Origin of the sequence: Paenibacillus sp. PSB04, assembly GCF_025809195.1 — a bacterium.
In the GTDB taxonomy this organism is placed as follows: domain Bacteria; phylum Bacillota; class Bacilli; order Paenibacillales; family Paenibacillaceae; genus Paenibacillus_AQ; species Paenibacillus_AQ favisporus.
Genome location: NZ_CP081301.1, coordinates 428,916 through 454,299, shown reverse-complemented (window position 1 = coordinate 454,299; position 25,384 = coordinate 428,916). Strand labels below are relative to the sequence as shown.

At 59.4% G+C, this 25,384-nt stretch carries 24 protein-coding genes; 22 read left to right on the top strand and 2 right to left on the bottom strand.

The annotated features are described in order from the left end of the window. The first annotated feature begins 52 nt into the window (after positions 1–52). Both K2F33_RS02350 and K2F33_RS02345 read left to right on the top strand, forming a co-directional pair. Positions 53–232, top strand: a complete 180-nt coding sequence (locus K2F33_RS02350; protein WP_076175007.1) for an H-type small acid-soluble spore protein — start codon at positions 53–55, stop codon at positions 230–232. 366 nt (positions 233–598) lie between these two features. Next, positions 599–1,408, top strand: a complete 810-nt coding sequence (locus tag K2F33_RS02345; RefSeq protein ID WP_263880915.1) for a phosphotransferase family protein — start codon at positions 599–601, stop codon at positions 1,406–1,408. Positions 1,409–1,507: 99 nt separating this feature from the next. Here K2F33_RS02345 and K2F33_RS02340 read toward each other — a convergent pair whose 3' ends face one another. Next, positions 1,508–2,047, bottom strand: coding sequence for a GNAT family N-acetyltransferase (locus tag K2F33_RS02340; protein ID WP_105442066.1), 540 nt, complete (start codon positions 2,045–2,047; stop codon positions 1,508–1,510). 353 nt (positions 2,048–2,400) lie between these two features. Between K2F33_RS02340 and K2F33_RS02335 the strand changes: the two genes are divergently transcribed. The 20 genes from K2F33_RS02335 to K2F33_RS02240 all read left to right on the top strand — a co-directional run bounded on the left by K2F33_RS02335 (position 2,401) and on the right by K2F33_RS02240 (position 24,379). Continuing rightward, positions 2,401–3,300, top strand: coding sequence for a LysR family transcriptional regulator (locus K2F33_RS02335; RefSeq protein ID WP_076174998.1), 900 nt, complete (start codon positions 2,401–2,403; stop codon positions 3,298–3,300). 103 nt (positions 3,301–3,403) lie between these two features. Continuing rightward, positions 3,404–4,255: a transporter substrate-binding domain-containing protein gene (locus tag K2F33_RS02330; RefSeq protein WP_076174995.1), complete on the top strand. Its 852-nt coding sequence runs from the start codon at positions 3,404–3,406 to the stop codon at positions 4,253–4,255. Between the two features lie 34 nt (positions 4,256–4,289). After that, positions 4,290–5,075, top strand: coding sequence for an amino acid ABC transporter permease (locus tag K2F33_RS02325; protein WP_263880914.1), 786 nt, complete (start codon positions 4,290–4,292; stop codon positions 5,073–5,075). After that, a complete protein-coding gene (locus K2F33_RS02320; protein ID WP_076174989.1) occupies positions 5,072–5,782 on the top strand; it encodes an amino acid ABC transporter permease in 711 nt (236 codons plus the stop codon). The genes K2F33_RS02325 and K2F33_RS02320 overlap by 4 nt, the downstream gene beginning before the upstream one ends. Beyond that, positions 5,779–6,531 (top strand): amino acid ABC transporter ATP-binding protein, encoded by a 753-nt coding sequence (locus K2F33_RS02315; RefSeq protein ID WP_076174987.1) that lies wholly within the window; start codon positions 5,779–5,781, stop codon positions 6,529–6,531. The genes K2F33_RS02320 and K2F33_RS02315 overlap by 4 nt, the downstream gene beginning before the upstream one ends. Positions 6,532–6,543: 12 nt before the next feature. Then, positions 6,544–7,560, top strand: coding sequence for an LLM class flavin-dependent oxidoreductase (locus K2F33_RS02310; protein WP_212982399.1), 1,017 nt, complete (start codon positions 6,544–6,546; stop codon positions 7,558–7,560). Between the two features lie 74 nt (positions 7,561–7,634). Beyond that, positions 7,635–8,813, top strand: a complete 1,179-nt coding sequence (locus K2F33_RS02305; protein WP_212982401.1) for a M20 peptidase aminoacylase family protein — start codon at positions 7,635–7,637, stop codon at positions 8,811–8,813. Positions 8,814–8,815: 2 nt separating this feature from the next. Then, entirely contained in the window at positions 8,816–9,982 is a 1,167-nt protein-coding gene (solA, locus tag K2F33_RS02300; RefSeq protein WP_089549932.1) for an N-methyl-L-tryptophan oxidase, read from the top strand. Between the two features lie 21 nt (positions 9,983–10,003). Then, on the top strand, positions 10,004–10,471 hold the full coding sequence (locus tag K2F33_RS02295; RefSeq protein WP_076174977.1) for a DinB family protein: 468 nt from the start codon (positions 10,004–10,006) through the stop codon (positions 10,469–10,471). Between the two features lie 72 nt (positions 10,472–10,543). Then, positions 10,544–11,881, top strand: coding sequence for an LLM class flavin-dependent oxidoreductase (locus tag K2F33_RS02290; protein ID WP_076174974.1), 1,338 nt, complete (start codon positions 10,544–10,546; stop codon positions 11,879–11,881). Between the two features lie 11 nt (positions 11,882–11,892). Then, a complete protein-coding gene (locus tag K2F33_RS02285; RefSeq protein WP_263880913.1) occupies positions 11,893–13,131 on the top strand; it encodes a M20 metallopeptidase family protein in 1,239 nt (412 codons plus the stop codon). 2 nt (positions 13,132–13,133) lie between these two features. Next, positions 13,134–13,700 carry an NADPH-dependent FMN reductase gene (gene ssuE / locus K2F33_RS02280; protein ID WP_263880912.1) on the top strand — a complete coding sequence of 189 codons (567 nt, stop codon included), beginning with the start codon at positions 13,134–13,136 and terminating at the stop codon, positions 13,698–13,700. A 318-nt stretch (positions 13,701–14,018) separates the two neighbouring features. After that, positions 14,019–15,347, top strand: a complete 1,329-nt coding sequence (locus tag K2F33_RS02275) for an LLM class flavin-dependent oxidoreductase (RefSeq protein ID WP_263880911.1) — start codon at positions 14,019–14,021, stop codon at positions 15,345–15,347. 82 nt (positions 15,348–15,429) lie between these two features. Continuing rightward, positions 15,430–17,085 carry an ABC transporter substrate-binding protein gene (locus K2F33_RS02270; RefSeq protein WP_263880910.1) on the top strand — a complete coding sequence of 552 codons (1,656 nt, stop codon included), beginning with the start codon at positions 15,430–15,432 and terminating at the stop codon, positions 17,083–17,085. A gap of 19 nt (positions 17,086–17,104) precedes the next feature. Further along, on the top strand, positions 17,105–18,031 hold the full coding sequence (locus K2F33_RS02265; RefSeq protein WP_263880909.1) for an ABC transporter permease: 927 nt from the start codon (positions 17,105–17,107) through the stop codon (positions 18,029–18,031). A 19-nt stretch (positions 18,032–18,050) separates the two neighbouring features. Further along, entirely contained in the window at positions 18,051–18,947 is an 897-nt protein-coding gene (locus K2F33_RS02260; protein WP_089549939.1) for an ABC transporter permease, read from the top strand. Between the two features lie 15 nt (positions 18,948–18,962). Then, complete coding sequence (locus K2F33_RS02255) at positions 18,963–21,155, top strand: ABC transporter ATP-binding protein (protein ID WP_263880908.1); 2,193 nt, start codon at positions 18,963–18,965, stop codon at positions 21,153–21,155. Between the two features lie 34 nt (positions 21,156–21,189). Beyond that, a complete protein-coding gene (locus K2F33_RS02250; RefSeq protein WP_263880907.1) occupies positions 21,190–22,689 on the top strand; it encodes a DHA2 family efflux MFS transporter permease subunit in 1,500 nt (499 codons plus the stop codon). A 29-nt stretch (positions 22,690–22,718) separates the two neighbouring features. Continuing rightward, positions 22,719–23,801 (top strand): LLM class flavin-dependent oxidoreductase, encoded by a 1,083-nt coding sequence (locus K2F33_RS02245; RefSeq protein WP_263880906.1) that lies wholly within the window; start codon positions 22,719–22,721, stop codon positions 23,799–23,801. 182 nt (positions 23,802–23,983) lie between these two features. Continuing rightward, a complete protein-coding gene (locus K2F33_RS02240) occupies positions 23,984–24,379 on the top strand; it encodes a DUF1801 domain-containing protein (protein WP_263880905.1) in 396 nt (131 codons plus the stop codon). 62 nt (positions 24,380–24,441) lie between these two features. Here K2F33_RS02240 and K2F33_RS02235 read toward each other — a convergent pair whose 3' ends face one another. Next, positions 24,442–25,179, bottom strand: coding sequence for an alpha/beta fold hydrolase (locus tag K2F33_RS02235; RefSeq protein WP_263880904.1), 738 nt, complete (start codon positions 25,177–25,179; stop codon positions 24,442–24,444). Positions 25,180–25,384: the final 205 nt, after the last annotated feature.

Genomic DNA, 25,384 nt, shown 5'->3' with positions numbered 1-25,384 from the left:
TCTGCGCACAATGATAGCTTATGATTCTATTACAAAGGAGGCTGAAACCAACATGGATGCTCAGCGCGCGCTAGATATTTATCAAGCAAAGGACACCATTCCCGTAAACCTGGAAGGGGTACCGGTATGGATCGAAAAGGTGGACGTGGACAACGGAGTGGCCACGGTTCAGGTCGGCACCCGGCCTACCGACACCCAGACGGTGAATGTGGAACGTCTACAGGAAGGATAAACCTGACCTGATTTCCCTTCATCCTCACGGGATGAAGGAGAAGATGGATGTAAGCAAGCCGCTCGGGCTGCGGAGAGTATACTGCCGCCCTGGCGGCTTTTTTGAAGAGATCAGAAAGTATAAGTTTCGGAGCTTCTGCTTCCTGATCTCGCAAGAGAAACTTCCTCTATACGCGGTCTGTCTTCTTTGAAAGTACGTCGATAGACGTTTTTATTACGTCTGCTGCTGATGGGAGCACGAATACGGCGAAGTGCAAAATCCCCGTATCCATCTCTGTAGGGGATAAGGTACAATGGACCTGCAAGCGGCCCATGTTCATCAGTTTTTGGGAAAGGGAGCAGGGCGGCAGAGAGGAGCTGTGTACATATGGGGGGAAGTCCGGTGGTCGCTGCCGGCAGAACGGCGGAGGTTCTGTCCTATCAGCCAGGCCAGGTGCTGAAGCTGTACCGGGAAGGCATGCCGCGCGGCATGGCGGAAGAGGAATATCAAATCAGCCTGAAAGTGTATAACACGGGAGTGACGACACCCCGGCCGGTTCGGATTGCGGAGCACGGCTCCCGCTTCGGGGTGGTCTACGAGCTGGCATCCGGCATCACCATGCTCCAGTCCATTTCCGTTAATCCGGACATCCTGCACGAAGAGGCTGCCCGGATGGCCAGGCTTCATCTGGAGCTGCATGCCCGGGACATTCACGGTCTGCCGGAGCAGAAGACGGTACTGAAAAACCGTATTCAGCATGCGCCTTCCTTGGCGGAAGCGGAGAAGGAGCGGATTGTTGACTATCTGATGCAGCTTCCGGAAGGATCGAAGCTGTGTCATGGGGATTTTCATCCGGACAACATCATTCTCGGAGAGAAGGAATGGGTCATTGACTGGATGACGGGCATGCGCGGCAATCCGGCCGGAGACGTCGCCCGAACGTTGGTGCTGCTCCAAATGGGCACCATGCCCGACGGCACGCCGGATGAGGCTGTGAAGAAGTTTGCCCGGATGAGGGAGGAGCTCGTGAAGGAGTATACCCGGCAGTACTTCGGAGGCGGGAGCCTCAGCCAAACGGATGTGGATGCCTGGCGGCTGCCGGTAGCGGCGGCCCGGCTGACAGAATGGATTCCCGAAGCCGAGAAGGCCAATCTGCTCGCTTTGGTGCGCGAGGCATTGGACGGATCTGTGACATAAATTCAGTTGGACAAAAGTGGCATACAGCAGCAAGGGCGGTTCCGGCTTCAGCCGGACCGCCTTTTCGTATTTTTTATGGAAGTACGGAAGCGATGAGGGCTACACCGCGTTCTGAAGCAGCAGGGAACCGGGAACGTCGATCCGGTATCCTTTGACCAGCGTCTCCCCATTAGTCGTATCGGTCTCGTAATGCCGCTGGAACCCGAGCTTCTCATACAGCTTCACGGCCGAGGCCATCATGTCGGAAGTGTGGAGGTTCAGCGTCGTGGCTCCAAGCTCCAGCGCACGGCGTGCCGCTTCCCGGATGAGCGCGGTGGCCACCCCGCGTCCTCTCGCGGAAGGATGAACGGCCAGGAGGCGGATGATCGGCGAGTGAATCCCCATCTCCGGATTGCCGTAAGCGGCTTCCGAGGAGAGGAACATCTGGACGCTTCCGACGATCCGGCCGTCGATTTCGGCAACGATTCGGGCATAGGGGGCATTTCCATACACGGAATTCCGGATGGAGTCCCGGTACTGCTCCCACCGTTCCTGGGGCATATCAAAGGCATACTGCTGATAGGATTCCAGCATCACTTCGGCAATCAATTCGCGTTCGGAATCCTTGGCGTCCCGGAGGATCAATTCTTCTGGATTCATCGCTTTCACTCCTTTTGGAAGGGATTCAGGTAATTTGGTGTGAGCTAAGTATAGCAGGTAATACCTACTATTCGCATCGGAAAATAAAATAATTAATTCGGATATTAAAAAAATCTATAAGCTTTCAGGCTTCACCATGGCCGCTAGAGCAGACCCGAGTACTTCCCTTCGTGCCCGAAAATGGGCGTCATTTCGGCCTTTTTTCAACCTGGAGGAACAGCCTGTTACGAAAATAAACTTATTGACAATAATTTGCCAACTGCCTAAGATAAGGATAATTTATACCCTTTTTCAGGTTCAAAACCACCTAAATTCATTGGAATAGTGAGTGATAAAACTTCGGGGGTGTTACCTTGAACATCGAAAACATTGAGGCTTTTGTGTACATCAACCATTACGGCAGCTTCAACAAGGCGGCGGATGTCCTGTTCCTGTCGCAGCCCACAGTCACCGCGCGCATTCAATCGCTCGAACGCGAGCTCGACTGCCGACTGTTCGACCGTCTGGGCAAACAGATCCATCTGACGGAAAAAGGCAAGCAGTTTCTCCCCTATGCCCAGCAAATTCTCCAGACTTACCAGAAGGGCAAGCATCACCTCCAATCCAAACGGGCCATGCCCAACGAACTGCGGATCGGCAGCACCGTCTCTGTATCCAATTATTTGATGCCCCATCTGCTGATGGGACTGACCCGTCGTTTTCCCGAAATCAAATTCAAGCTGACCACGGCGCCGACCGACGAGCTGGCCGCCAAGCTGTCTGCGGGGGAGCTCGACCTGGCCTTCGTTCGCAAAATGATGAATCCGGCATTCCAGTCCTATCCTTTTTACGAAGACCCCATTCGCCTGTATGTCTACCCCGATCACCGTCTCGCCTCGGCCGGCAGGGCGTCGATCCGGGAAATCCGTCACGAAACGCTGGTGTTTTTCGAGTGCGGTTCCCTGGACTGGCTGCGGATTCACCGGGTGTTCGAAAGCCTGGATCAGCCGCCGAACATCGTCTATCAGGTCGACAACTCCGAGACGGCGAAGAAGCTCGTTCTGGAGCGGGCGGGCATCTGCTTTCTTCCCGGCCTCTGCGCAAGGCAGGAGGAGGAGATGGGCAGCCTCGTTCCCGTGGACATCACCGAAACAGCAGGCGTTTCCCTGCAGACCAACCTGATTTCGCTCACCGGCGAGAACACGGATATCCTTGAATTTTTGCTGGATTTGAAGCAGTCATCCGTCCCATTAATGAATTACATGATCGGATAGAAAAACTCTATTAGACGCGTTGTGCAAATCGCGGTAAAGTTAGTGACAACATAATCCTTACTAAATCTATAGGAATTATCAATCAAGGAAAAATGGGAGCCATATGAAAGGGGATGAGGTCGTGAGAAAAACATTAGCAGTCGTTGCAGGGATCATGCTGGCAGGGGTGATTGCCGGGTGCGGATCCGGATCGAAGGGCGGGGAAACGTCCGCGGATACGGCGGCGAACGCCGCAGGAGGAGCCGTCAAAAAAATCGTCGTAGGCACAGGCACGGCCTTTCCGAAAATTTGCTTTATCGATGAGAACGGAAAGCTGACCGGCTTCGACGTAGAGCTGGTACGCGAGATCGACAAGCGCCTGCCGGACTACGAGTTCGATATCCAGACGCAGGAATTTTCCAATCTGCTGCTCAGCCTGGAGACGAAGAAGATCGATTTTGTAGCGCATGAAATGGAGAAAAACCCGGAGCGGACGGAAAAATATCTTTTTAACAAAGAGCCGTACGCCCACTGGAGAAACAAGATCATCGTCGCCAAGGACAACGATTCGATCCACTCGCTGGACGACTTGAAGGGCAAAAAAGTGTTAACCGGCGCGACAAGCGCGGAAGCCCAAATTCTCGAGAACTACAACAAGGAACATGATAATGCAATCCAAATCGTCTATCAAAACGGCGCCGCCAACGATACCGTGAATCAAATTACGACCGGACGGGTGGACGCGACAATCGGAGCGGACTTCTCGCTGCCGCTGATCGACCCGCAGGGCAAGCTCAAAGTCACTGGTGACGATCTGTCCGAGCATGACATTCTGTTCGTCTTCCGCAAGGACGATCCGGAAGAGCAGAAGCTCGCCGATGCGGTCGACGGAGCGATCAAGGAGCTGAAGCAGGACGGAACGCTTGGCAAGCTGAGCAAGGAATGGCTCGGAAGCGACTTTACGGCGGATAAATAGTCCGGATTAAACCAGGAAGGGGGCAGGTTGTAATATGGGTGCACCGTTCGATTTCTCATTTGTGTTCAGCTTTTTTCCGAAGCTGGCATCGACGCTGGGCATCACTTTGCTGATCGTCGCAGGCTCGCTGGTGGTGGGAATGATTGTCGGTTTTCTGATCGCCCTTCCCCGGCTGTACCGGATACCGGCGCTGCGCACGTTCTCCCAGGTGTACGTCTCGTTCTTTCGGGGTACGCCGATTCTGATCCAGCTGTTTCTGTTCTACTACGGACTGCCGGAGATCCTGAAGCTCATCGGAATCGACATGTCAAAAGCACCGGTGCTCGTGTTTGTCATCCTAACGTACGGTCTTCACACCGGGGCCTTCATGTCGGAGATGATCCGGGCGTCGGTCATGGCGGTGGACCGGGGGCAGCTTGAGGCGGCTTATGCCGTAGGGATGACAGGCCGTCAGGCGTTTACCCGGATCGTTCTGCCCCAGGCGCTGGCGATCGCCGTCCCGGTATTCTCGAACCTGGTGATCGCCCTGCTGAAAGATACGTCGCTGGCCTTCACGCTCGGCGTGATGGAGATGACGGGAAAAGCGCAGACACTCGGTTCGGTCACCCAGCATTTTATCGAGTCCTACATCGCTTTGGCGCTCATCTACCTGGTTGTGAGCTTTACGCTGGAAAAGGTGCTCAAAGCCGCGGAAGTCCGCCTTTTGCGGCATGAGCTTCCGGATACGTCGGCACGCACCGGCTTCCGGATCCAAAAGAAAGGGTCCTACCGGCGCGTAGTCGCAGGGATCGGAACGGAAAAAGGAGGCGCTGAGCTGTGAAAATCGACGTTACGTTTATTTGGACCGCCTTTGTCCACCTGCTGTCCGCCATACCAACCACCCTTCTCATTACCGCCGTCTCTGTGACGGCCGGTTTTATCATCGGGCTGATCGGAGCCGTGGTGCGCATCTACAAAGTCCCGGTGCTCAGCCAGATCGCCACGGCTTATGTGACCTTCATCCGCGGTACGCCGATGCTCACGCACCTGCTGCTCATTTATTTCGGGCTGCCGGTCATCGTTGACGCGGTATCCGCCGCTCTCGGCCTAGGCTTCAAATCCTCATCCATTCCGATGATCGGCTTTGCCTTCATCTCTTTCTCCATCACGGCGGGGGCCTATATGTCCGAGGTGATTCGCTCCGGCCTGCTCGCCGTGAACCGCGGCCAACTGGAGGCCGCCTATTCCATCGGCATGACGACACCGCAGGCGCTGCGCCGCATCGTGCTGCCTCAAGCGCTGGCCGTCAGCCTGCCGAACCTGTCGAACTCGGTGATCGGAATGCTGCATGGCTCGACGCTCGCTTTTACCGTATCCGTCGTGGACATTAACGCCAAAGCGCAAATTGTGGCGTCGACCAACTGGAAGTTCTTTGAGGCGTACCTGGCGGCTGCGGCTATTTTCTGGGGGCTGACGCTTCTGATCGAAAGGCTGACGGCGCTGCTGGAGAAACGCATCAATCTGTACAATCGGGGGGGAGTGGCATGATCAAGCTCACGAATATATCCAAGTCTTTCGGCCGGAACCCGGTGCTGAAATCGATTGATTTGACCGTGAACAAAGGGGAAGTCGTCGTCATTCTGGGGCCGAGCGGCTCCGGCAAAACGACGCTGCTGCGGTGCGTGAACTACCTGGAGAAGCCGAGCGGCGGAGAGATTGCCATCGGCGACTTCCGGATGAACGCGGAGCATGCGGCAAAGAAGGACATTCACGCGCTCCGGCAAAAAACGGCGATGGTATTCCAGCAGTACAATCTGTTCAAGCATAAGACGGCGATCGAGAACGTGATGGAGGGACTCGTCATCGTCAAAAAAATACCGAAGGACGAAGCGCGCAAACGCAGTGCGGCACTCCTGGAGAAGGTCGGGCTGGCGGGCAAGCTGGACGCCTATCCGAGCCAGCTGTCGGGCGGGCAGCAGCAGCGCGTCGGCATCGCCCGGGCGCTGGCGTTGGAACCGGAGGTTATCCTGTTCGACGAGCCGACATCGGCGCTGGATCCCGAGCTCGTCGGCGAAGTGCTGGAGGTCATCCGCAAAATTGCCAAGGAAGGCATCACCATGATCGTCGTGACGCATGAAATGGGCTTCGCCCGCGATGTGGCGAACCATGTCGTGTTCATGGACGGGGGAGTCATCGTGGAGGAAGGGCCGCCGGCCGAGCTGTTCAACCATCCCCGCGAGGAACGGACCAAGCAGTTTCTGAAGCGGATTACGCCGGAACTGAACTACAGCATTTAGGAGGAGAGCCATATGAGCATTACGATTAGCGTTCTGGATCAAAGCCCGGTTTATCCCGGAGAGACTTCAGCGGAGGCGTTCGAGCATACGATACGGCTGGCCCAGAAATCCGAGGCGCTCGGGTTCCGGCGGTTCTGGGTGTCGGAGCATCACGACTCCGATCATGTGGCCGGCTCTTCGCCGGAGGTGCTGATTTCTTACCTGCTGGCCAAAACCCAAACGATCCGCATCGGATCGGGCGGCGTGATGCTGCAGCATTACAGCCCCTATAAGGTGGCGGAGAACTTCAACGTGCTGGCGTCCCTGGCGCCGGGCCGGGTCGATCTCGGCATCGGCCGCGCGCCCGGCGGGCTGCCGCGGAGCACACAGGCACTTCAGCGCGGAGCCGGGGATTCCGCTTCCTTGACGGATAAAATCGTGGAGCTGGGCAAGTACATCCACAATCGTCTGGAAGCGGACCATCCGCTGCACGGGCTGCGCGCTACGCCGCTGCCGGAGACGGCTCCCGAGCTGTACGTGCTGGGCGCCAGCGTAGGCAGCGCAGAGATTGCAGCCAGCCTTGGGCTGCCTTATGTATTTTCCCTGTTCATCAACGGGGATGAGGCGACTGCACTGGCGGCCATCCGTGCCTACCGGGACGCATTTGACGATTCGCACGGAACCCGGCCGCAGGTCATCGTAGCGTTGTCCGTCGTCGTGGCGGACAGCGTGGAGGAAGCTGCCGAGCTGGCCGGATCCCACAAGCTGGTGAAGATTCACCTCGCCAGCGGCCGTACGCTGACGGTCGGTACGCTGGAGCAAGCCGAGGAATTCGGCCGCCAGGCCAATGAGCCGTATACGGTCGAGGAGCAGGAGCCTTCGGTGCTGAAGGGCACGAAGGAAACCGTCCGCGAGAAGCTGCTTGAGCTTCATCAGGCGTCGGGGATCGATGAGTTCGTCGTCACGACCAACATTCAGCCTTTCGACAAGCGTCTCCGTTCGTTTGAACTGTTGGCGGAAGCGCTGGCCGAGGTGCCGGCGGAGGCTTGAGGCCATGAGCGGGGAAGGCTGCTGGTTGAATCCGCCTAAGTATCCATAGACACAAGTAAAAGGAGGATGGCGACATGCCAAGCGATGCTGTACGGATCCCCTCCGCCGCGGGGGTGGACCGCTTGATCGAAATCCGCCGGGAGCTGCACCGCTTCCCGGAGCTGTCCGGCGAGGAGCATGAAACGACGCGCCGGATCCGGGGCTGGCTGAGCGAAGCAGGCATCCGGATCCTGGACCTTCCGCTGGCCACCGGCGTGGTGGCCGAGGTCGGCGGCCTGCAGCCCGGGCCGATCATCGCGATTCGCGCGGACATCGACGCGCTTCCGATTCAGGAAGAGACGGGACTGCCGTTCGCGTCCGAGATTGAAGGCAGAATGCATGCCTGCGGGCATGATTTTCATACCGCCGCCCTGATCGGGACGGCGTACGCGCTGAAAGCCCGTGAAGACAGGCTTCGCGGCACGATCCGGCTGATCTTCCAGCCGGCCGAAGAGAAGGCGAAGGGCGCGAAGCAGGTCATCGGCAGCGGCGCGCTGGAAGGAGTGCAGGCCATCTTCGGCATGCACAACAAGCCCGATCTTCCCGTTGGGACGATCGGCATCAAGGAAGGGCCGCTGATGGCGGCGGCTGACGGCTTCGTCGTCGAAGTCGCCGGGAAGGGCTCGCATGCGGCCGTTCCGGAGGCCGGGCTGGACCCGATCGTGACGGCTTCGCATATTATTACGGCGCTGCAGTCGGTGGTGAGCCGAAACATCAGCTCCCTGAGCAGCGCGGTGATCAGCGTCACGAAGCTGCACAGCGGAACGGCGTGGAACGTTATTCCGGAGCAGGCGCTCCTGGAAGGCACGATCCGCACGTTTGACCAGCAGGTGCGCGAGCAGGTGCTGGCGCGGTTCGAGCAGGTCGTCCGGGGCGTGGCAGAAGCTTTCGGCACCACGGCCGCAGTCCGCTGGATCGAAGGGCCGCCGCCGGTGGACAACGACCCTGCTCTGGCCGAGCTTGGCACAGCCGCGGCCGAGGCGGCGGGATATCGGGCGATCGTGCCGGTTCCTTCGCCCGCCGGGGAAGATTTTGCCGTCTACCAGCAAGCCGTTCCCGGGTTGTTCGTCTTCATGGGGACGAACGGCAAGCAGGAATGGCATCACCCCGCCTTTGACCTGGATGAGAATGCGCTCCCGGTCAGCGTCGCCTTTTTTACGCAGTTAGCCGAAGACGCCCTGGCGCATTTCGGCCACGGGGGTGCGTCGAAATAGCCATGGGAAAATGGTATGACGTCATTGTCGTAGGGGCGGGCTCGGTCGGCATGAGCGCCGGGTATTACCTGGCGCGCCGCGGAGTGAAAACGCTGCTGATCGATGCGTTTGACCCGCCGCATCAGGAGGGGAGTCACCACGGGGAACCGCGCCTGATCCGGCACGCTTACAGCGGCGATCCGGTTTACACGGAAATGGCGATCCGCGCGCACCGACTCTGGAACGAAGTCGAGGACCTGACCGAGACGAAGCTGCTCGTCCAGTCTGGCGTGCTGAATCTCGCCGACAGCGGCCTGTATTCCTACAGGGAGCGGATCGAGCTGGCCAAGCGGCACGGGATTCATCCCGAGTGGCTGGACGCGGCGGAGATCCGCAGACGCTGGCCCGAGCTGCGCGTGCCGGATTCGTTCGAGGCGATGTATGAGCCGGCCGCCGGATATCTGCACAGCGAGCGCTGCGTCGGAGCTTACCGCAAGCTGGCACTCTCCAAAGGGGCGGAGCTGCTGACTTACGCGAAGGTCCGGGGCATCGAAGCGCATCAGGACGGGGTCACGGTGTCGACAAAGGAAGGCACTTACCATGCTTCGTTCGCGGTTCTGAGCGCCGGCGCCTGGTTCGGCACGCTGTCCCCGTTCGTGAACCTTCCGGTTCGAGCCGTCCGCAAAACGGTGGGCTGGTTCGAGACGAACACCCCTGCCTTCGATAACGGACGGTTCCCCGGGTTTACGCTGAATGCGCCGGAAGGCTCTTATTACGGCTTTCCGAGCATCGGCGGGGCCGGACTCAAAATCGGCCGGCACGACACCGGGCATGCCTGGCAGCCGGGCGAGGAGCTGGCACCCTTTGGCTCGCTCCCCGAGGACGAAGGCGACTTGAGGCGCGCCTTGGATGCCTACATGCCGGGAGCTTCGGGCCGGTTGAAGCGGGGAGTGGTATGTAAATACGAAATGTCGCCCGACGAGGGCTTTATCATTGACCGGCATCCAGAGCACCCGCAAGTGTGGGCAGCGGGCGGATTTTCGGGGCATGGCTTTAAATTTTCGAGCGCGGTCGGCAGCCTTCTGGCAGACCTGATCTTGGACGGCCACAGTCCGCACAATATCGCGCCGTTCTCCCTGTCCCGGTTTCATCCATCGCCCGCCGACACGCCAACATCACCCGTATCCTAATCAGTTGGAAGGAGCGTTCATATGAGCGAGGTTCAAATTGACAAATTCAGCGGCACACACCGTCAACTGCTCGCAGCCATCGAAGGATTGAGCGAGGAGCAGCTGACCTGGAAGCGGGCGCCGGAAGTATGGAGCGTGCAGGAGGTCCTCTCGCACCTGACCGATCACAGCATCGTGACCTCGTTTCGCATCCGCGACATTCTGGCGGGCACGACGGCACAGCTGCCGGCGTTCGAACAGGACGACTGGGTCAGCGGCCAGTATGCCAATCAGGGCGGCACGCCGGACATTCTCGATGCTTTCCACGCGCTGCTCACGTATAACACGCTGCTGCTCCAGCGGCTTACGCCCGAAGACCTGGCGAAAACCGGCGTGAACCCTAGAGGTCAAACCGTCAGCGTCGCCGATCTGGTCAACGGATTTATCCGGCACGTGGAGAATCACCTTGGGCAAATCGAGCGCATTAAGCAGGCGGCAGCATTGGTCTAAGCCCTTTTCAGGCGGGAGGACTGAATTTTTATCCATAATAGAGTCGCTTTTTAAATAAGGAGGATGGAAGAGATGGCCAAGAAAAGACAGTTGAAACTCGGCGCGCTGCTGCACGGTGTCGGAGGAGGAACCTCCATGTGGCGCCATCCGGATGCCCAGCCCGACGCCAGCGTCAATTTTGAGATTTATAAACGGTGGATCCAAAAAGCCGAGGAAGGGAAGATGGACCTCATCTTTATCGCGGACGGCTTGTATATTAACGAAAAATCGATCCCGCATTTTCTGAACCGTTTTGAGCCGATCACGATTCTGAGCGCGCTCGCGTCCGTCAGCAAGAACATCGGGCTTGTCGGCACGTTATCCACCTCCTACAGCGAGCCCTTTACCGTATCCCGCCAGTTCGCTTCGCTCGATATGATCAGCGGCGGGCGCGCCGGCTGGAACATCGTGACGTCCCCGCTGGAAGGGTCTGCACTGAACTACAGCAAGAAGGAGCATCCCGAACACGATAAGCGTTACCGGATCGCGACCGAATTTCTTGAAGTGGCCCGGGGGCTGTGGGATTCGTGGGAGGACGACGCATTTGTGCGGAACAAGGAAACCGGGGTATTTTTCGATCCGGAGAAAATGCACACCTTGAACCATGAAGGCGAGTTTTTCTCGGTCAAAGGACCGCTGAACATCGCCCGCTCCAAGCAGGGGCAGCCGGTTATCTTTCAGGCAGGGTCGTCCGAGGTCGGCAAAAACTACGCATCGAAGGAAGCGGACGCCGTCTTTACGGGGCACGAAACGCTGGCGGATGCAAAAGCCTTTTATCAGGATGTCAAAACCCGAGCCGCCTCTTTTGGACGCAATCCGGACGACGTGCTGATCTTCCCGGGCATCAGCCCGATTATCGGCAGCACACCGGAGGAAGCCGAGCGGAAATATCAGGAGGTTGCCAGCCTGGTGACGATCGAAAATGCGCTGAACTACCTCGGCCGGTTTTTCGAGCATCACGACTTTTCCCAGTATCCGCTTGACGAGCCGTTCCCGGATCTCGGTGATCTCGGCAAGAACAGCTTCCAGAGCGGTACGGACAAAATCAAAAAGGATGCCAAGGAAAAAGGCCTGACGCTCCGGCAGGTGGCGCTGCAGTCGGCCACACCACGCGGCAATTTTATCGGAACCGCGGAGCAGGTTGCGGACCGAATTCAGGAGTGGTACGAGGAAGGCGGGGCCGACGGCTTCATGATTACGGCCGCCGTGCCGAAAGGGCTGGAGGAATTCGTGGACCAGGTGGTACCGATTCTGCAGGAACGCGGTATTTACCGGACCGAATACGAGAGCGACACGCTGCGCGGCAATCTCGGGCTGGCGGTTCCGGAGAACCGGTATGCCCGAGCCAAGGCTGCGGCCGGACGTTCTTAAAGGAGCGGACGATGATCGGGCTGACACAGGCGGATGAACTGATGGAATTTGCCGGAGGGCTCCGCGAGGAGCTCGTCCGGATTCGCCGGGACCTGCACCGCCATCCTGAGCTGCTGTACGATGTGGCCCGCACCTCGGGCATCGTGGCCGGCCTGCTGGAATCCTGGGGGATCGAGGTCAGGCGCGGCGTCGGCAAGCACTTTGGCATGGGGGTCGTCGGAACGCTGCACGGTACCGGCGGCAGCGGCCCGACCCTGCTGCTTCGCGCCGACATGGATGCCCTTCCGATCCAAGAGGAGAACGACGCCGAGTACCGCTCGATCCATGAAGGCGTCATGCATGCCTGCGGCCATGACGCCCACACGGCGATGCTTCTCGGCGCGGCACGGACGCTGGCGGCGCACCGGCACCGGATCCGGGGCACGATCCGGTTCGTGTTTCAGCCGGCGGAGGAAGGCGCGCTGCGAAGCCCGCTGGACGGGCGGCTGCTGTCGGGCGGCCGCGACATGATCGAGGACGGTGTGCTGGACGGCGTCGACCAATGCTTCGCGCTGCATGTCATGCCGGAGCTGCCCGTCGGCACGCTGGGCGTGCATCCGCGCGAAGCGATGGCGGCTTCCAGCCATTTTACCGTCCGGTTTCAGGGCGCGTCCGGTCATCACAGCGCCCCGCACCAGGCGGTGGACGCACTGCAGATGGCGGCGCGGTTCGTCACCGAGGTGAACGGCCTGATGGCGAACCGGGTCAATCCCGCGGAAGCGGCCGTTCTCGCTTTCGGCACGCTGCATGCCGGGTCGGCCGTGAACGTCATTGCAGCCGACAGCGAGCTGCGAGGGACCTTCCGGGCCTTCCGGAAGGAAACCGTTGCGGCGATCACGGAAGGGCTTCGGCGCCTGGCCGCCACCATCGCGGAAGCGTCCGGCGGAAGTTACGCCATGGAGCTGCGCGAGGGCATCGCCGTCGTGAATGACGAGGCTGCCGTCCGGCGGATCATGGCTGCGGCGCGGCAGGTGCTCGGCGAGGAGCAGGTGAGCTACCTCGATCCGCCCAGCCTGGCCGGCGAAGATTTCGGCTGGTATCTGGACCGCGTTCCCGGCGCTTTTGCCTTTATCGGCTGCGGGAACAAGGAAGCGGGAATCGTGCATGCGATCCACCAGCCCCGGTTTGACCTCGACGAGGATGTCCTGGTACACGGGGTCCGGATATTTGTGAAGTTGGCAGTTTCAACACCATCCCATGAGGAGGAATGATGATGACGAAAATAGCATTTATTGTGGGGAGCCCGACGCATGGGTCCCGCCTGTTCGCTTTGACCCAGTTTTTCGAGGATCGGCTGGCGCTGGCCGGATACGGGATCGATTTCATCTCGGCGGCGGATTTGCCGGCAGAGGATTTGCTCCGCGCAGATTTCAACAGTCCGGTGATCCGGCAGGTGATTGCGGTCGTGGAAGAAGCAGACGCAGTCATTATCGCGAGCCCGGTATATAAAGCTTCCTACTCGGGGGCGCTGAAGACGATTCTGGACGTCATTCCGCAAAAAGGCCTGCAGGGCAAACTGGTGCTGCCGCTGTTTATCGGGGGCACGATCGCCCATCTTCTGGCCGTGGATTATGCCCTGAAGCCGGTGGTAGCCGCACTGGGAGGCACGCATATTCTTGGCGGTGTATTCGCCGTAGACGGATGGATCACGCGTCTGGAGAACGGCGGTTTCGAGATCAAGGAAGAGCTGAGAGATCGTCTGGAATCCACTTTAACCGAGCTTCGCAGCGAGCTTACCCGTTACGCCGTATTAACGCCGGCTGAAGAGCAGGCAGTCTGACCTCTATTTCATACCCCCTTTACTCCACATATAATACAGAGCTGCCCGAAACAACCCTGAGAACCGCGGTCCGCCAAAGCACGGATCGGGGTTTTTCACATACCCGGAAAAGCCCGCAGTGTAAAGCCTTATAGAGAATGAAAAAGCCTGAATAGAAGATTTTAATACGGTATTGTCGCCCGAAAGGCATAGATGGTACAGTATCAGCAATAATCCCGACTATACTCATTGGAAAAATAATAATGAAACCGTCGAGGGTCATCTTTGGAGTCATTTCAAGCATCAACCCAAATTAAAAAAAGATGGAGTGAGTGAACTATGGGCAAAAACAGACAGCTTCGACTGGGGGCCACCATACACGGCGTGGGCAGCAGCCACACCGCCTGGAGACATCCGCAAATTCCTTCGGATGCGAGCGTAAACATTTCGTTCTATACACAGCAGGCACAGAAGGCGGAAGAGGGCAAGTTCGATTTTGTTTTCATTGCCGACGGCCTGTATATCAACGAAAAGTCGATCCCGCACTTTTTGAACCGGTTTGAGCCGATTACGATCTTATCCGCACTCGGCGCAGCCACTTCCCGGATCGGGCTTGTCGGCACACTGTCGACCTCTTACAGTGAACCGTTTACGGTCGCCAGGCAGTTCGCCTCCATCGACCACATCAGCGGCGGGCGCGCAGGATGGAACGTGGTGACTTCACCACTGGAGGGGACCGCGCTGAATTTCGGCGGTCGGCCGCATCCGGCCCATTCCGAGCGGTACCGGATCGCGGAAGAGTATCTTGAGGTGGTCAAAGGGCTGTGGGACTCTTGGGAAGATGATGCCTTTGTGCGGGATAAGGAGAGCGGGGTGTTCTTCGATCCGGACAAATTGCACCGGCTGAACCATGAAGGGGAGTTCTTCTCTGTGCAGGGGCCGCTGAACATTGCGCGCTCCCGGCAGGGGCAGCCAGTTGTGTTCCAGGCGGGCTCCTCGGACAGTGGCCGCAGCCTGGCGGCGAAAACGGCGGACGCCGTGTTCACCGGCCCGGAGACGATCGAGGAGGCCAAGGCCTTTTACCGGGACGTGAAGCAGCGGGCAGCCGCACTCGGGCGCGCTCCTGAGGAAATTCTGATCTTTCCGGGCATCGGGCCGATCGTGGGCCGCACGGAAGAGGAAGCCGAGCGCAAATACCAGGAAATCGCCGGGCTGGTGACGATTGAGAAGGCTTTGGAATACCTTGGACGCTACTTCGAGCACCACGACTTTTCCCAATACCCGCTGGATGAGCCGTTTCCCGACCTGGGTGACTTTGGCTCGAACAGCTTCCGCAGCACGACCGACCGTATCAAGAGACGCGCCAAAGAGGAGAACTTGACGCTGCGTGAAATAGCGCTGCAGGAAGCGACACCGCGGACGGTGTTTATCGGAAAGCCGGAGAAGGTGGCGGATGTGGTGCAGCAGTGGTTTGAGGAAGAGGCTGCCGACGGCTTCATTATCGGATCGGGCGTGCCGGGCGGATTGGACGATTTTGTCGAGCTGGTGGTCCCGATTCTGCGCGAGCGGGGGTTGTTCCGCACGGAATACGAGGGAGATACGCTGCGGGGAAATCTGGGTCTGCCGGTGCCGGAGAACCGCTATACGAAGCAAAAAGCGCTGTCCTAAACGGGACGGGGTCTCTGCCAATCTGCGGAGTCCCTGCACCCTGCATGCAAACGATATTTGGATCGAAGGGAGTCTGAGAGAGATGAAGTTTTATACGAAAAACAGGCGTAAATCGGCAGCTGCCGCTCTGCTGGTCCTGGTTATGCTGTTGTCCGCTTGCGGAGGCAAGCAGACGGCCTCCCAAGAGCAGACGGATAGCGGGGCGGCACCGGCCGTACAGGGAGCATCCGCCAAGGGCGGGGAGCTCACCTACGCTCTGGCGACGTCGCCGGATACGCTGGACCCGCATCGCAGCGGCCTGGCCGTCGCGGTCCGCGTCATCCGCACCATCTACGACAGTCTGGTCGTTCAGCTGCCGGACAATACGATCAAGCCGTGGCTGGCGACGGAATGGACCATTTCAGACGATGGGCTTAGCTACACGTTTAAGCTGCGGAAGGACGTCAAGTTCCAGGACGGAACGCCGTTTAACGCCGAGGCGGTCAAGTTCAACTTCGACCGGATTCTGGACCCCGCCACCAAGGCGGCGAATGCGGCCGCCCTGCTTCAGCCCTACAAGTCCTCCGAGGTCATCGACGAGTACACGATCAAGCTGAATTTGTCGACGCCTTCACGGGCTTTTCTGGGCAATCTGAGCCAGGCGCTGCTTGGCATTGTGTCGCCGACTGCAGCCAAGCAATACGGGGATCAGCTGGGGCAGCATCCGGTCGGCACGGGGCCGTTCAAATTCGTCAAGTGGGATGAGAATGCCGACATCAAGGTCGAGCGCAATCCGGACTACGCTTGGGCGCCGGAGATCGTGACCAATACGGGGGCGCCTTACCTGGACGGCATCGATTTTAAAATCGTACCCGAGGAGGCCACTCGGATCGGCAGCGTGCAGAGCAAGCAGGTGCTGGCCGCCGAGACGGTGCCGCCTCAGAACATCCTGACCTTAAAAAAGGATCCGAATTTCCAGCTGCTGCAGGCAAATACGCTCGGCCTGCCGTACACGTTGTTCTTCAACCAGGAGCGCGCGCCGTGGAACGAGCTGAAGGCAAGGCAGGCGGTGCAGCTGGCCGTGGACGTGGACGCCATCGTCAAAACGCTGTACCTGGGCACGTACGAGCGGGCTTGGTCTCCGCTGACCCCGGGCACCTTCGGTTATGACCCGTCGCTGGAAAACTCGGTCAAACCGGATATCGCCAAAGCCAATCAGCTGCTTGACGAGCTGGGATGGGTCAAGGGAGCGGACGGCGTCCGGACCAAGGACGGGAAGAAACTGACTCTGCACTACGTCGACGGCACGCCAAACCGGGAGAAACGCAACGACATCGCGGTCATGGTGCAGCAGCAGCTGAAGCAGATCGGCGTGGACGTCGAGGTCGAGATCACGAAGGATGTCCGCACTGTGGTCTACACCAACGGAAACTATGATTTGTACGGCAACAGCCAGGTCAACTCCGATCCGAACGCGCTGTACTCCTTCTACCATTCCTATGATCCAAAGAGCCGGCCGACACTGCCGAGACTCGCCAGTCCGGAAGTCGACAAGTGGCTGGAAGAGGGACGGGTCGAGAAGGACGATGCCAAGCGCGAGGAGCTGTACCAAAAAATTCAGCATTATATCATCGACAATGCGGTCATTCTGCCGATTTACGTCTTCCCGTATACGGTGGCAGCTTCCAAATCGGTACAGGGACTTACCTTTGATTCCCTCGGGTATCCGCTGTTCAACGACGTATCTTTGCAAAAATAGAAAGGAGGCTTGAGGCGGCATGCTGTGGATGGTAACCCGGCGCCTTTTAACGTCGCTCCTCGTCATTATCGGCTCGCTCGTTTTGGTGTTCACGATCCTCTACGTTCTTCCCGGGGATCCGACCGACAACATGGTTGACCCCTCGATGGCGACGCCGGAGGTCATTGCGAACTTAAGGCATCAGCTGGGTGTGGACCAGCCGTTTCACATCCAGCTGCTCCATTATTTCGGGAGCATCCTGCAGGGGGATTTCGGCAAATCCCTGCTGAATTCCGATCCGGTGCTGCCCAAAATCGCCGAGAGCTTCCCCGCCACCCTGGCCCTGACCGGAGCCAGCGTGCTGGTGTCCGTAACCGTGGGTCTGCTTCTGGGCGTGTTGTCTGCCATTCACCGGAACGGGGCGATTGACATCATCGCCCGCGTCATCGGGCTGTTCGGCATCTCCATGCCAACCTTCTGGTCGGGCATCCTGCTCATCCTGATTTTCTCCATTACGCTGGGCTGGTTTCCGGCGATGGGATCGGACGGGTGGCGGACGCTGGTTCTGCCCGCACTGGCGCTCGGCACGGTCGGGAGCGGCTTTATTATCCGGATGGTCCGCAACAGCATGCTGGAGGTCATCAGCGAACAGTTCATCGTGACGCTTCGTTCCAAGGGCTTGGCGGAGCGGGCGGTCATGTACCGTCACGCGCTGCGCAATGCGCTGATACCGGCCGTCACGATGACGGGTATGCTGATCGGTGACATGCTGGCCGGCACGGTTGTCGTCGAGACGGTGTTTTCCCGCCAGGGCATCGGCCGGATCATTTCGGATGCGATCATGGCCAAGAATCTCCCGGTGGTCCAGGGCGTCATTTTGTTCTCAGCCATCATCTATACGCTGGTTAACCTGCTGGTGGATCTGTCCTATACGCTGATCGATCCGCGCGTGAGACGTTCAACTTAAACCTTGGGAGGGAGCAGTTATGAGGGAGGCGGTATCCGCCAAGACGGTCTGGCGCGAGCGGAAGCTCGCGGCCGCGGCCGCACCGAAAATCCGTAAGTTTACGGCAAGCGACCTGTTCCTGGTGGCGGCCGGATTAATCATTCTGTTTGTGGCGGCCTGTGCCATCGTGCCGCAGTGGATTGCGCCCTACGCCCCGACGGAGATGCGGACGGACAGCATCATGCAGGCGCCAAGCGGGGCGCATCTGTTTGGCACCGACTATTTCGGCCGGGATATTTTCAGCGTGGTCGTGTACGGGAGCCGGGACTCGCTCTTTATCGGCTTTGCTTCCGTCCTCGTCGGCGGCCTGCTTGGGGGAACGATCGGGGCGCTGTCCGGTTATGCGGGCGGCTGGATCGACACGGCGATCATGCGTCTCAATGACGTGCTGATGACGATCCCGGGCATCCTGCTGGCGCTGGCCATCGCCGGCGCGCTCGGACCGAGCCTGTTTAACATCGTGCTGGCCGTAGCCGTATCCTCTGTGCCGGGTTATGCCCGGGTTATGCGGGCGCAGGTGCTGAGCATTAAGAGCCGGACGTTCGTCAAAGCGTCGGTATCCATCGGCGCTTCGCCGCTGCGCGTGTTCTGGAAGCATGTGCTGCCGAACAGCCTGTCTCCGCTGCTGGTTATGGCGGCTATCGGTATCGGAACGTCCATTCTGACGGGATCGGGCCTGAGCTTTCTGGGCCTCGGGGTTCTGCGCGAGGTTCCGGACTGGGGGACGCTGCTCTCCCAAGGCAGAGGCTATTTGACCGCGGCCTGGTGGATCTGCACCTTCCCGGGATTGGCCATCACCGCATTCGTGTTGTCCGTCAACATTATCGGCGACCGGCTCCGGGACCATTTCGATCCGAAGAAAGTCACCCAGCGCTAAAGGAGGGAAGCATCAATGAGCACATTGCTTGATATCCGGGAGCTGTCCGTCGATTTTACGACCCGAAAAGGAACGCTGCAGGCGATCCGGGACGTGACGCTGTCGATCGAAGCCGGGGAAACCGTCTGCCTCGTCGGGGAGTCGGGCAGCGGCAAGACGGTGGCCTCCAAAGCGATCATGCGTCTGATCGACCATGAGAACGGGCGCATCAGCGGAGGAAGCCTTCTTCTGGACGGGACGGACCTGGCAGGCCTGCCGGAGGCCGAACTGCGCCGGATTCGCGGCAAACGGATGGCGATGGTGTTCCAGGAGCCGATGGCGGCCTTCGACCCGGTCTTTACGATCGGGCAGCAAATTCAGGAGACCATCTTGCAGCATGAGAAAGTATCCAAGCGGGAGGCCAGGGAGCGCGCCGTCCGGCTGCTGAAGCGGGTCGGCATTCCGGAGCCGGAGCTGCGACTGAAGCAGTATCCGGGCGAGCTGTCCGGCGGAATGCTGCAGCGGGCCATGATCGCCATGGCGCTGTCCTGCGGGCCGGACCTGCTCATCGCGGATGAGCCGACCACTGCGCTGGACGTTACGATCCAGGCGCAAATTTTGCGCCTGCTGAAAGAGCTGCAGGCTGAGCTCGGCATGTCGATCCTGCTGATCACCCATGATCTCGGGATCGCCGCCGAAATTGCCGACCGGGTGGTCGTCATGTATGCCGGCGAAATCGTCGAGGAGGCGCCGGCTTCCGAGCTGTTTCGCCTTCCGCGCCACCCGTATACGCGGGGCCTGCTCCGTTCCGTCGCGACGCTGGACACGGTCCGCGGCACGAAGCTGCACTCCATCGAAGGTTCGATCCCGAGCCTGGCCGCACTTCCGCAGGGCTGCCGCTTTCACCCGCGCTGCCCCTTTGCCACGGAGCGCTGCATGCAGGAAGCGCCGGTCTTAACCGGATCCGGCGAGCGCCGGAGCGCCTGCTGGCATGCGGAGGAGCTGGTTCAGTCGGAGGGCTGGATGGCCCCCGCCGAGCCGGCGGGCTCCGGTGCAGCTGAGGTTTCCGGTACAGCTGAAGGTTTCGGTGCGGTGGCAGCATCCAATGCGATGGCTGTTCCGGGTGCAGCTGCAGGTTCTGGCGACCCAGCGGCTTCCAGCGTGACGGCTGCTTTACGCGTTACACGGGAAGGCGGCGCAGAAGAGAACATTGAAGGACGCGGCGAAGCCGGCTCAGCCGGGGCAGCGGAAGAAGCGGCGGACGCTTTGTTTACCGTGGATCACCTGAAAAAGTATTACCCCGTGCATGGCGGAGGCATCGGCAAAGCGAAGAAGCTGATCCGCGCCGTGGACGACGTCAGCTTTACGATCCGCAAGCGCGAAACCTTCGGCCTGGTCGGCGAGTCCGGCAGCGGTAAGTCGACGCTGGGCCGGGTGCTGCTCCAGATGGAGCGTGCCACGGCGGGGACGGTACTCTTTGATGGCAAGGACCTGACGAACCTGGGAGGGCGTGAACTGCGCGCCGCCCGCCAGCATATGCAGACGATCTTCCAGGACCCGTACGGATCGCTGGATCCGCGCTGGAAGATCGGCGACAGCATCGCCGAGCCGCTTAAAGTGCACGGTCAGGGGCAGCGCTCCCCCGCTGACATCAGCCGCCGCGTCAGCGAGCTGCTGGAACTGGTGGGGCTCGACCCATCGTGGGCGCAGCGGTATCCGCACGAGTTCTCCGGCGGGCAGCGGCAGCGGATCGGCATCGCCCGGGCGATCGCCCTGAACCCGCGGTTCATTCTCGCCGACGAAGCCGTATCTGCGCTGGACGTATCGGTTCAGGCCCAGATCATCAATTTGCTGCAGGACCTGCAGCAGAAGCTGGGGCTGACCTACCTGTTCATCGCCCATGGCCTGCAGGTTGTCCGGCATCTGTCGGACCGGATCGGCGTGATGTACCTCGGGAAGCTCGTGGAGATCGCACCGAGCGAGTCGCTGTTTCTCGCCCCGGCCCACCCGTATACCCAGGCTCTGATTGAGGCCATACCGCAGACCACGCCCCGCCAAGGCCAGCCGGCCGGAAGCCTGGAAGGGGAAATTCCGTCGCCGGCCAATCCACCCTCTGGCTGCCGGTTTCATACCCGGTGTCCGTTTGCCACAGACCGCTGCCGGCAGGAGGAGCCGGCGCTGCGCCAACTGGACAGCGGTCACCACGCGGCCTGCCACTATGCGCTGTGACGGGATGGCCGCCACCTGAACGGGAGGTTATGAATTGTCAGTCACGATGAATGCTGCCGCGGCAAAGGCCGAAGAGGGGCAGGGCAGTCTGCCGTTTTGGCCGGTTCTGCTCACCCTGTTCTGCGGCTCCTTTGTCGGCATGTATCCCATGGTTTCCTTAAACGTTTCGCTGCCCGGCTTTATCGGCATCTTTCACACCGGCCTCGGGACGGTGCAGTGGATCATTACGGGCTTTACGCTGGCTTTCGGTATGATTGCTCCCGTCAGCGGCTATCTCTCCAGCCGTTTCGGCGGCAGGCGGATGTTTCTGCTGTCGCTGGCCGGAATCACCGTCAGTTCCGTGATGTGTTCCCTGTCCTGGAACATTCATGCGCTGATTTTCTTCCGCATCTTGCAGGGCTTATGGTGCGGACTGATTCAGCCTGTGTCCCTGGCCATGATTTATCAGACGCTGCCGCTAGGAAGACAGCCTCTAGCGGTCAGCGTCTGGTCGTTTTCGACGGTGCTTGGCACGGCGGTGGGCCCCTCGGTTAGCGGGTGGCTTCAGCAGCACGACTGGCACCTGATTTTTCTCGTGACGCTGCCGGCCGGCATTCTGGCCTGGTTGGCGGGCCGTATCCTGCTCCCGAAGGACGTTCGGGGTCCGCAAAAGCGTCTGGATTCCGCCGGACTCCTGCTGGCCACTGTGGGCAGCCTTGCCATCCTGCTGCTGTTCGGCAATCTGCACGCCTGGGGCATGTGGTCGGCCTGGACGTGGGGCTGCCTCCTGATCGGCGGCGCATGCACCGCTCTTTTCATCCGGGTCGAGCTGCGCACGAAGGAGCCGCTGCTGAACCTCAGGCTGTTCGGCAATTTCACGTTCGCTGCAAGCCTCGGTGTATCGCTGATCTTGTCCTTTGCCCTCTACTCCGGCGTATACTTTGTCCCGCTGTTCCTGGAAGAAGTTCAAGGGCTGTCGTCTTTTCAAGTCGGGCTGCTCTTTCTTCCCGCGGCCGCGTGTCTGACCCTGGCCACGTTCCTGTCGGGGAAAGGTTACCGCACCTTTGGGCCGGCAGCGCTGATTGCCCTGGGCAGCCTGATCCTGCTGGTGACGACTTTCCGTTTCAGCCGGCTCGGCACGGAAACGACGCTCGTCTCCGTCATGATCTGGCTGGCAATCCGCAATGTCGGTACGGGGCTGTCACTGACGCCGGCGACCAGCGCGGCGATGGCGGCGGTTCCGCAGTCCGAATCAGGCCATGCCTCGGCCCTGATCAACTGGCTGCGGCAGCTATTCAGCGCGGGAGCGCTCGGCATGTTTACGTCGGTGTTTTATGCGCGGATGAGCGTGCACGAGTCCCGTCTGCACGCTAACTATGCGGCGCAGGGCACGGAGTGGATACGCCGCGAGGCGTATACGCAGAGCATCGACGATGCGTTTTTGTTCGCGAGCGCGCTGGTGGCGCTGGCCATTCCGCTGGCGCTCCTTCTGCGCAAACGGAAGGAAGCGGCAGGTGCCGGACCACGTCTGGAGCAGCCGACCGAACTCAACTGATTTTGAATGGATAGGAGGCCAGATTCCATATGAAAGTGGCTGTATTTAGCCTTATGATGAATCTTCCCAATGCAGTAACAGGGGAGTCCTTGACCGCGCAGCAAAAGTTCCACAACGTCATCTCGCAGGCGGTCCTCGCCGAGAAGCTCGGCTTTGACGCTTACGGTGTGGGAGAACGGCACGGAGCTCCCTTCCTGTCCTCGGCGCCGCCCGTAGTGCTGACCGCCATCGCGTCCCGCACGTCCCGCATCCGCCTGCTGACGACGGTGACCGTGCTGAGCGTGCTGGATCCGGTGCGGGTGGCTGAGGATTATGCCACACTGGACCATTTGTCCGGCGGCCGGCTGGAGATGATCATCGGCAAAGGAAACGACCCCCGGCATTATCCGCTGTTCGGCATTACGGAGGAAGAGCAGTGGGATTCGATGGAAGAGCGGTACAGGCTGCTGAAACAATTGTGGACGGAAGAAAACGTCACCTGGGAAGGAAAGTACCGGCCTCCGCTGCGGGAAGTGACGACGTTCCCCCGTCCATATCAGGCCTCCATTCCGATTTGGCATGGCAGCGCCTCAAGTACACGCTCGACCGAGCTGGCGGCCAAGTTCGGGGAGCCGATTTTTTCCTCCAACGCCTTCCATCCGCAGGCCAAGTATAAAGCGCTGATCGATCATTACCGCGAACGTCTTGCCTATTACGGCCATGATCCCGCCAAAGCGGTCGTCGGCGCGGGCTCCGGGAGCCTGTACTTGGGAAATACGACCGAGGAAGCGATCCGGCGGTACCGACCGTATTATACGGCCTTCAGCGCAACCGAATCGGCAAAGCATAACCAATCGCCTTTTCACAGCCTGGAGGATCAGATCGAGAACGGCCCGGCGCTGATCGGCAGCCCTGAAAAGGTCATCGAGAAAATATTGAATTACCATGAAGCGTTTGGCCATACGGTGCTGAGCATCGGCGTGGATGGGCTGACCGAGTCGGAGCAGCAAGAGCAGCTGCAGCGGTTCGCGGAGGAAGTGCTGCCGGTACTCAGGCGCGAAATTCCGAGTCGGGTATGGGAGAGCGGACCGGTGCTGGCCGGGGAAGAGACAGCGGTTTTATCCAAATCTTGAGCGGGTTGATCGGCAGTCCATAGACCTGGGAAAAGAGATAGAAAAAAGTGCGTGAGGTGATTACGCACTTTTTTTATTTTGATATTCAGTTGGTCATCACAAAGATCGGACGGAGGCAGGACATACGGTATGTCGCAGCGAATGTAGTGCACCAAAATCATCGGAAGTCAGGAGTGATAACCGTGCCAAAGCCGTCCAGCGAGCATGTGGAGAATTTTCTGAAACAGCTGGATCATCCGCTTAAGCCTGAAATGGAGGAAGTTCGGAAAATCATATTGAACACGGATGAAGGGCTCTCCGAGCATATCAAGTGGAACGCCCCAAGCTTTCTCTTCCAAAATGACGACAGGGTGACCTTTAATCTGCATGGAAAAGGATTTTTCAGGCTGGTGCTGCATCGCGGGGCGAAGTCAAAAGATCCTGTCGACCTTAGGCCGTTTTTCGAACATGCGCAGGAGCTGCTGGAATGGTCTGCGCCTGACCGGGCAACGATCCGATTTACCGGTATGAATGATGTCGAGTCCAAGCGGGATATGCTGCAGGCCGTCATCCGCAAATGGCTGGAGGTCTCCGGGTAACAAGTAAAAAGGATGTGGAGCTCCTCCAATAATGCAGACAGGGGTGCCCGGCCGGCTGCCTGTTATCCTGCCTCGGACACCGAGGTAGCAAACTTTTGGAGCAGCTGACGCAGCTCATCCGGGTGGCTCAGCATGGGCATATGGCCGGACTCAAGTCGTTCGACGCGGGCGCCCAAATTTCCGGCCATCTTGTCCTGCAGACCTGGCTTCAGCTCCTGATCCTGACCAAGCTTGATGTACAGCGAAGGGACCTGAAGCCGGGAAGCAGCCTCTACCCGGTCCGTGTAGACCCGGATCGATTCGGGGGTAAATCGGCGGACGATTTCGTCGGCCTGCTCCTCGGTGAGATCGCTGCAGAGCCCGCGGCGGATGGCTTGTTCCGGAGGCTTGGTCCCGAACAAGCGCATCATCAGGGGCAGCAGGAGCCGCTGACCTGAAGGGAAGGCGGACGTGAACGATCCCCCGCTTGCCGGGATCACCGCTCCGATGGCGGCAAAACCGGCGACCCGGTCCGCCATTTCGTCGGCGATGCTCAGACCGAGTACACCGCCGAGAGAATGAGTGACCAGAATGAACTTTTCCACATCCCAGCTGCGGATCTGCTCCTTTACATGTGCACAATAATCCTTTAAGGACAGCTTGCTTGTTCCTCCGTTATTCGTTCCTCTGCCCGGATAGTCCACCGTCAGGCAAGGCGCCGGCAGCTCCCCTGCCACCCTGTCCCATATTTGGGCGTCCAGTCCCGCCCCGGGAATGAATACATATCCGATTGGTTTGCGATCCTTGAGAGCTTTTTCCATTTGAATCTCCTCCATGTTCATTTTTTAATGTAAAGCCGGCAGACGATGCTGTCAGCGCATTGGCAAATTTGCGGGCTGTTTGCCCTTCAACCCCATCATACCCCCACTTCACTGACAACTCCGGTCAGTGGAGATTTGTCGAATGGCCGTTTTCCTAAAATGATTGTCGATTCTGCGGCTTCCCTGATTCGCCATGTTCCGCGGC

Bases quoted from the DNA above. Each gene is read 5' to 3' on its own strand.
- K2F33_RS02345 (WP_263880915.1), top strand. From the start codon at position 599: ATGGGGGGAAGTCCGGTGGTCGCTGCCGGCAGAACGGCGGAGGTTCTG.
- K2F33_RS02275 (WP_263880911.1), top strand. From the start codon at position 14,019: ATGGGCAAAAACAGACAGCTTCGACTGGGGGCCACCATACACGGCGTG.
- ssuE (WP_263880912.1), top strand. From the start codon at position 13,134: ATGACGAAAATAGCATTTATTGTGGGGAGCCCGACGCATGGGTCCCGC.
- K2F33_RS02325 (WP_263880914.1), top strand. From the start codon at position 4,290: ATGGGTGCACCGTTCGATTTCTCATTTGTGTTCAGCTTTTTTCCGAAG.
- K2F33_RS02260 (WP_089549939.1), top strand. From the start codon at position 18,051: ATGAGGGAGGCGGTATCCGCCAAGACGGTCTGGCGCGAGCGGAAGCTC.
- solA (WP_089549932.1), top strand. From the start codon at position 8,816: ATGGGAAAATGGTATGACGTCATTGTCGTAGGGGCGGGCTCGGTCGGC.
- K2F33_RS02305 (WP_212982401.1), top strand. From the start codon at position 7,635: ATGCCAAGCGATGCTGTACGGATCCCCTCCGCCGCGGGGGTGGACCGC.
- K2F33_RS02310 (WP_212982399.1), top strand. From the start codon at position 6,544: ATGAGCATTACGATTAGCGTTCTGGATCAAAGCCCGGTTTATCCCGGA.
- K2F33_RS02350 (WP_076175007.1), top strand. From the start codon at position 53: ATGGATGCTCAGCGCGCGCTAGATATTTATCAAGCAAAGGACACCATT.
- K2F33_RS02235 (WP_263880904.1), bottom strand. From the start codon at position 25,179: ATGGAAAAAGCTCTCAAGGATCGCAAACCAATCGGATATGTATTCATT.
- K2F33_RS02290 (WP_076174974.1), top strand. From the start codon at position 10,544: ATGGCCAAGAAAAGACAGTTGAAACTCGGCGCGCTGCTGCACGGTGTC.
- K2F33_RS02265 (WP_263880909.1), top strand. From the start codon at position 17,105: ATGCTGTGGATGGTAACCCGGCGCCTTTTAACGTCGCTCCTCGTCATT.
- K2F33_RS02270 (WP_263880910.1), top strand. From the start codon at position 15,430: ATGAAGTTTTATACGAAAAACAGGCGTAAATCGGCAGCTGCCGCTCTG.
- K2F33_RS02255 (WP_263880908.1), top strand. From the start codon at position 18,963: ATGAGCACATTGCTTGATATCCGGGAGCTGTCCGTCGATTTTACGACC.
- K2F33_RS02315 (WP_076174987.1), top strand. From the start codon at position 5,779: ATGATCAAGCTCACGAATATATCCAAGTCTTTCGGCCGGAACCCGGTG.
- K2F33_RS02340 (WP_105442066.1), bottom strand. From the start codon at position 2,047: ATGAATCCAGAAGAATTGATCCTCCGGGACGCCAAGGATTCCGAACGC.
- K2F33_RS02295 (WP_076174977.1), top strand. From the start codon at position 10,004: ATGAGCGAGGTTCAAATTGACAAATTCAGCGGCACACACCGTCAACTG.
- K2F33_RS02245 (WP_263880906.1), top strand. From the start codon at position 22,719: ATGAAAGTGGCTGTATTTAGCCTTATGATGAATCTTCCCAATGCAGTA.
- K2F33_RS02330 (WP_076174995.1), top strand. From the start codon at position 3,404: ATGAAAGGGGATGAGGTCGTGAGAAAAACATTAGCAGTCGTTGCAGGG.
- K2F33_RS02285 (WP_263880913.1), top strand. From the start codon at position 11,893: ATGATCGGGCTGACACAGGCGGATGAACTGATGGAATTTGCCGGAGGG.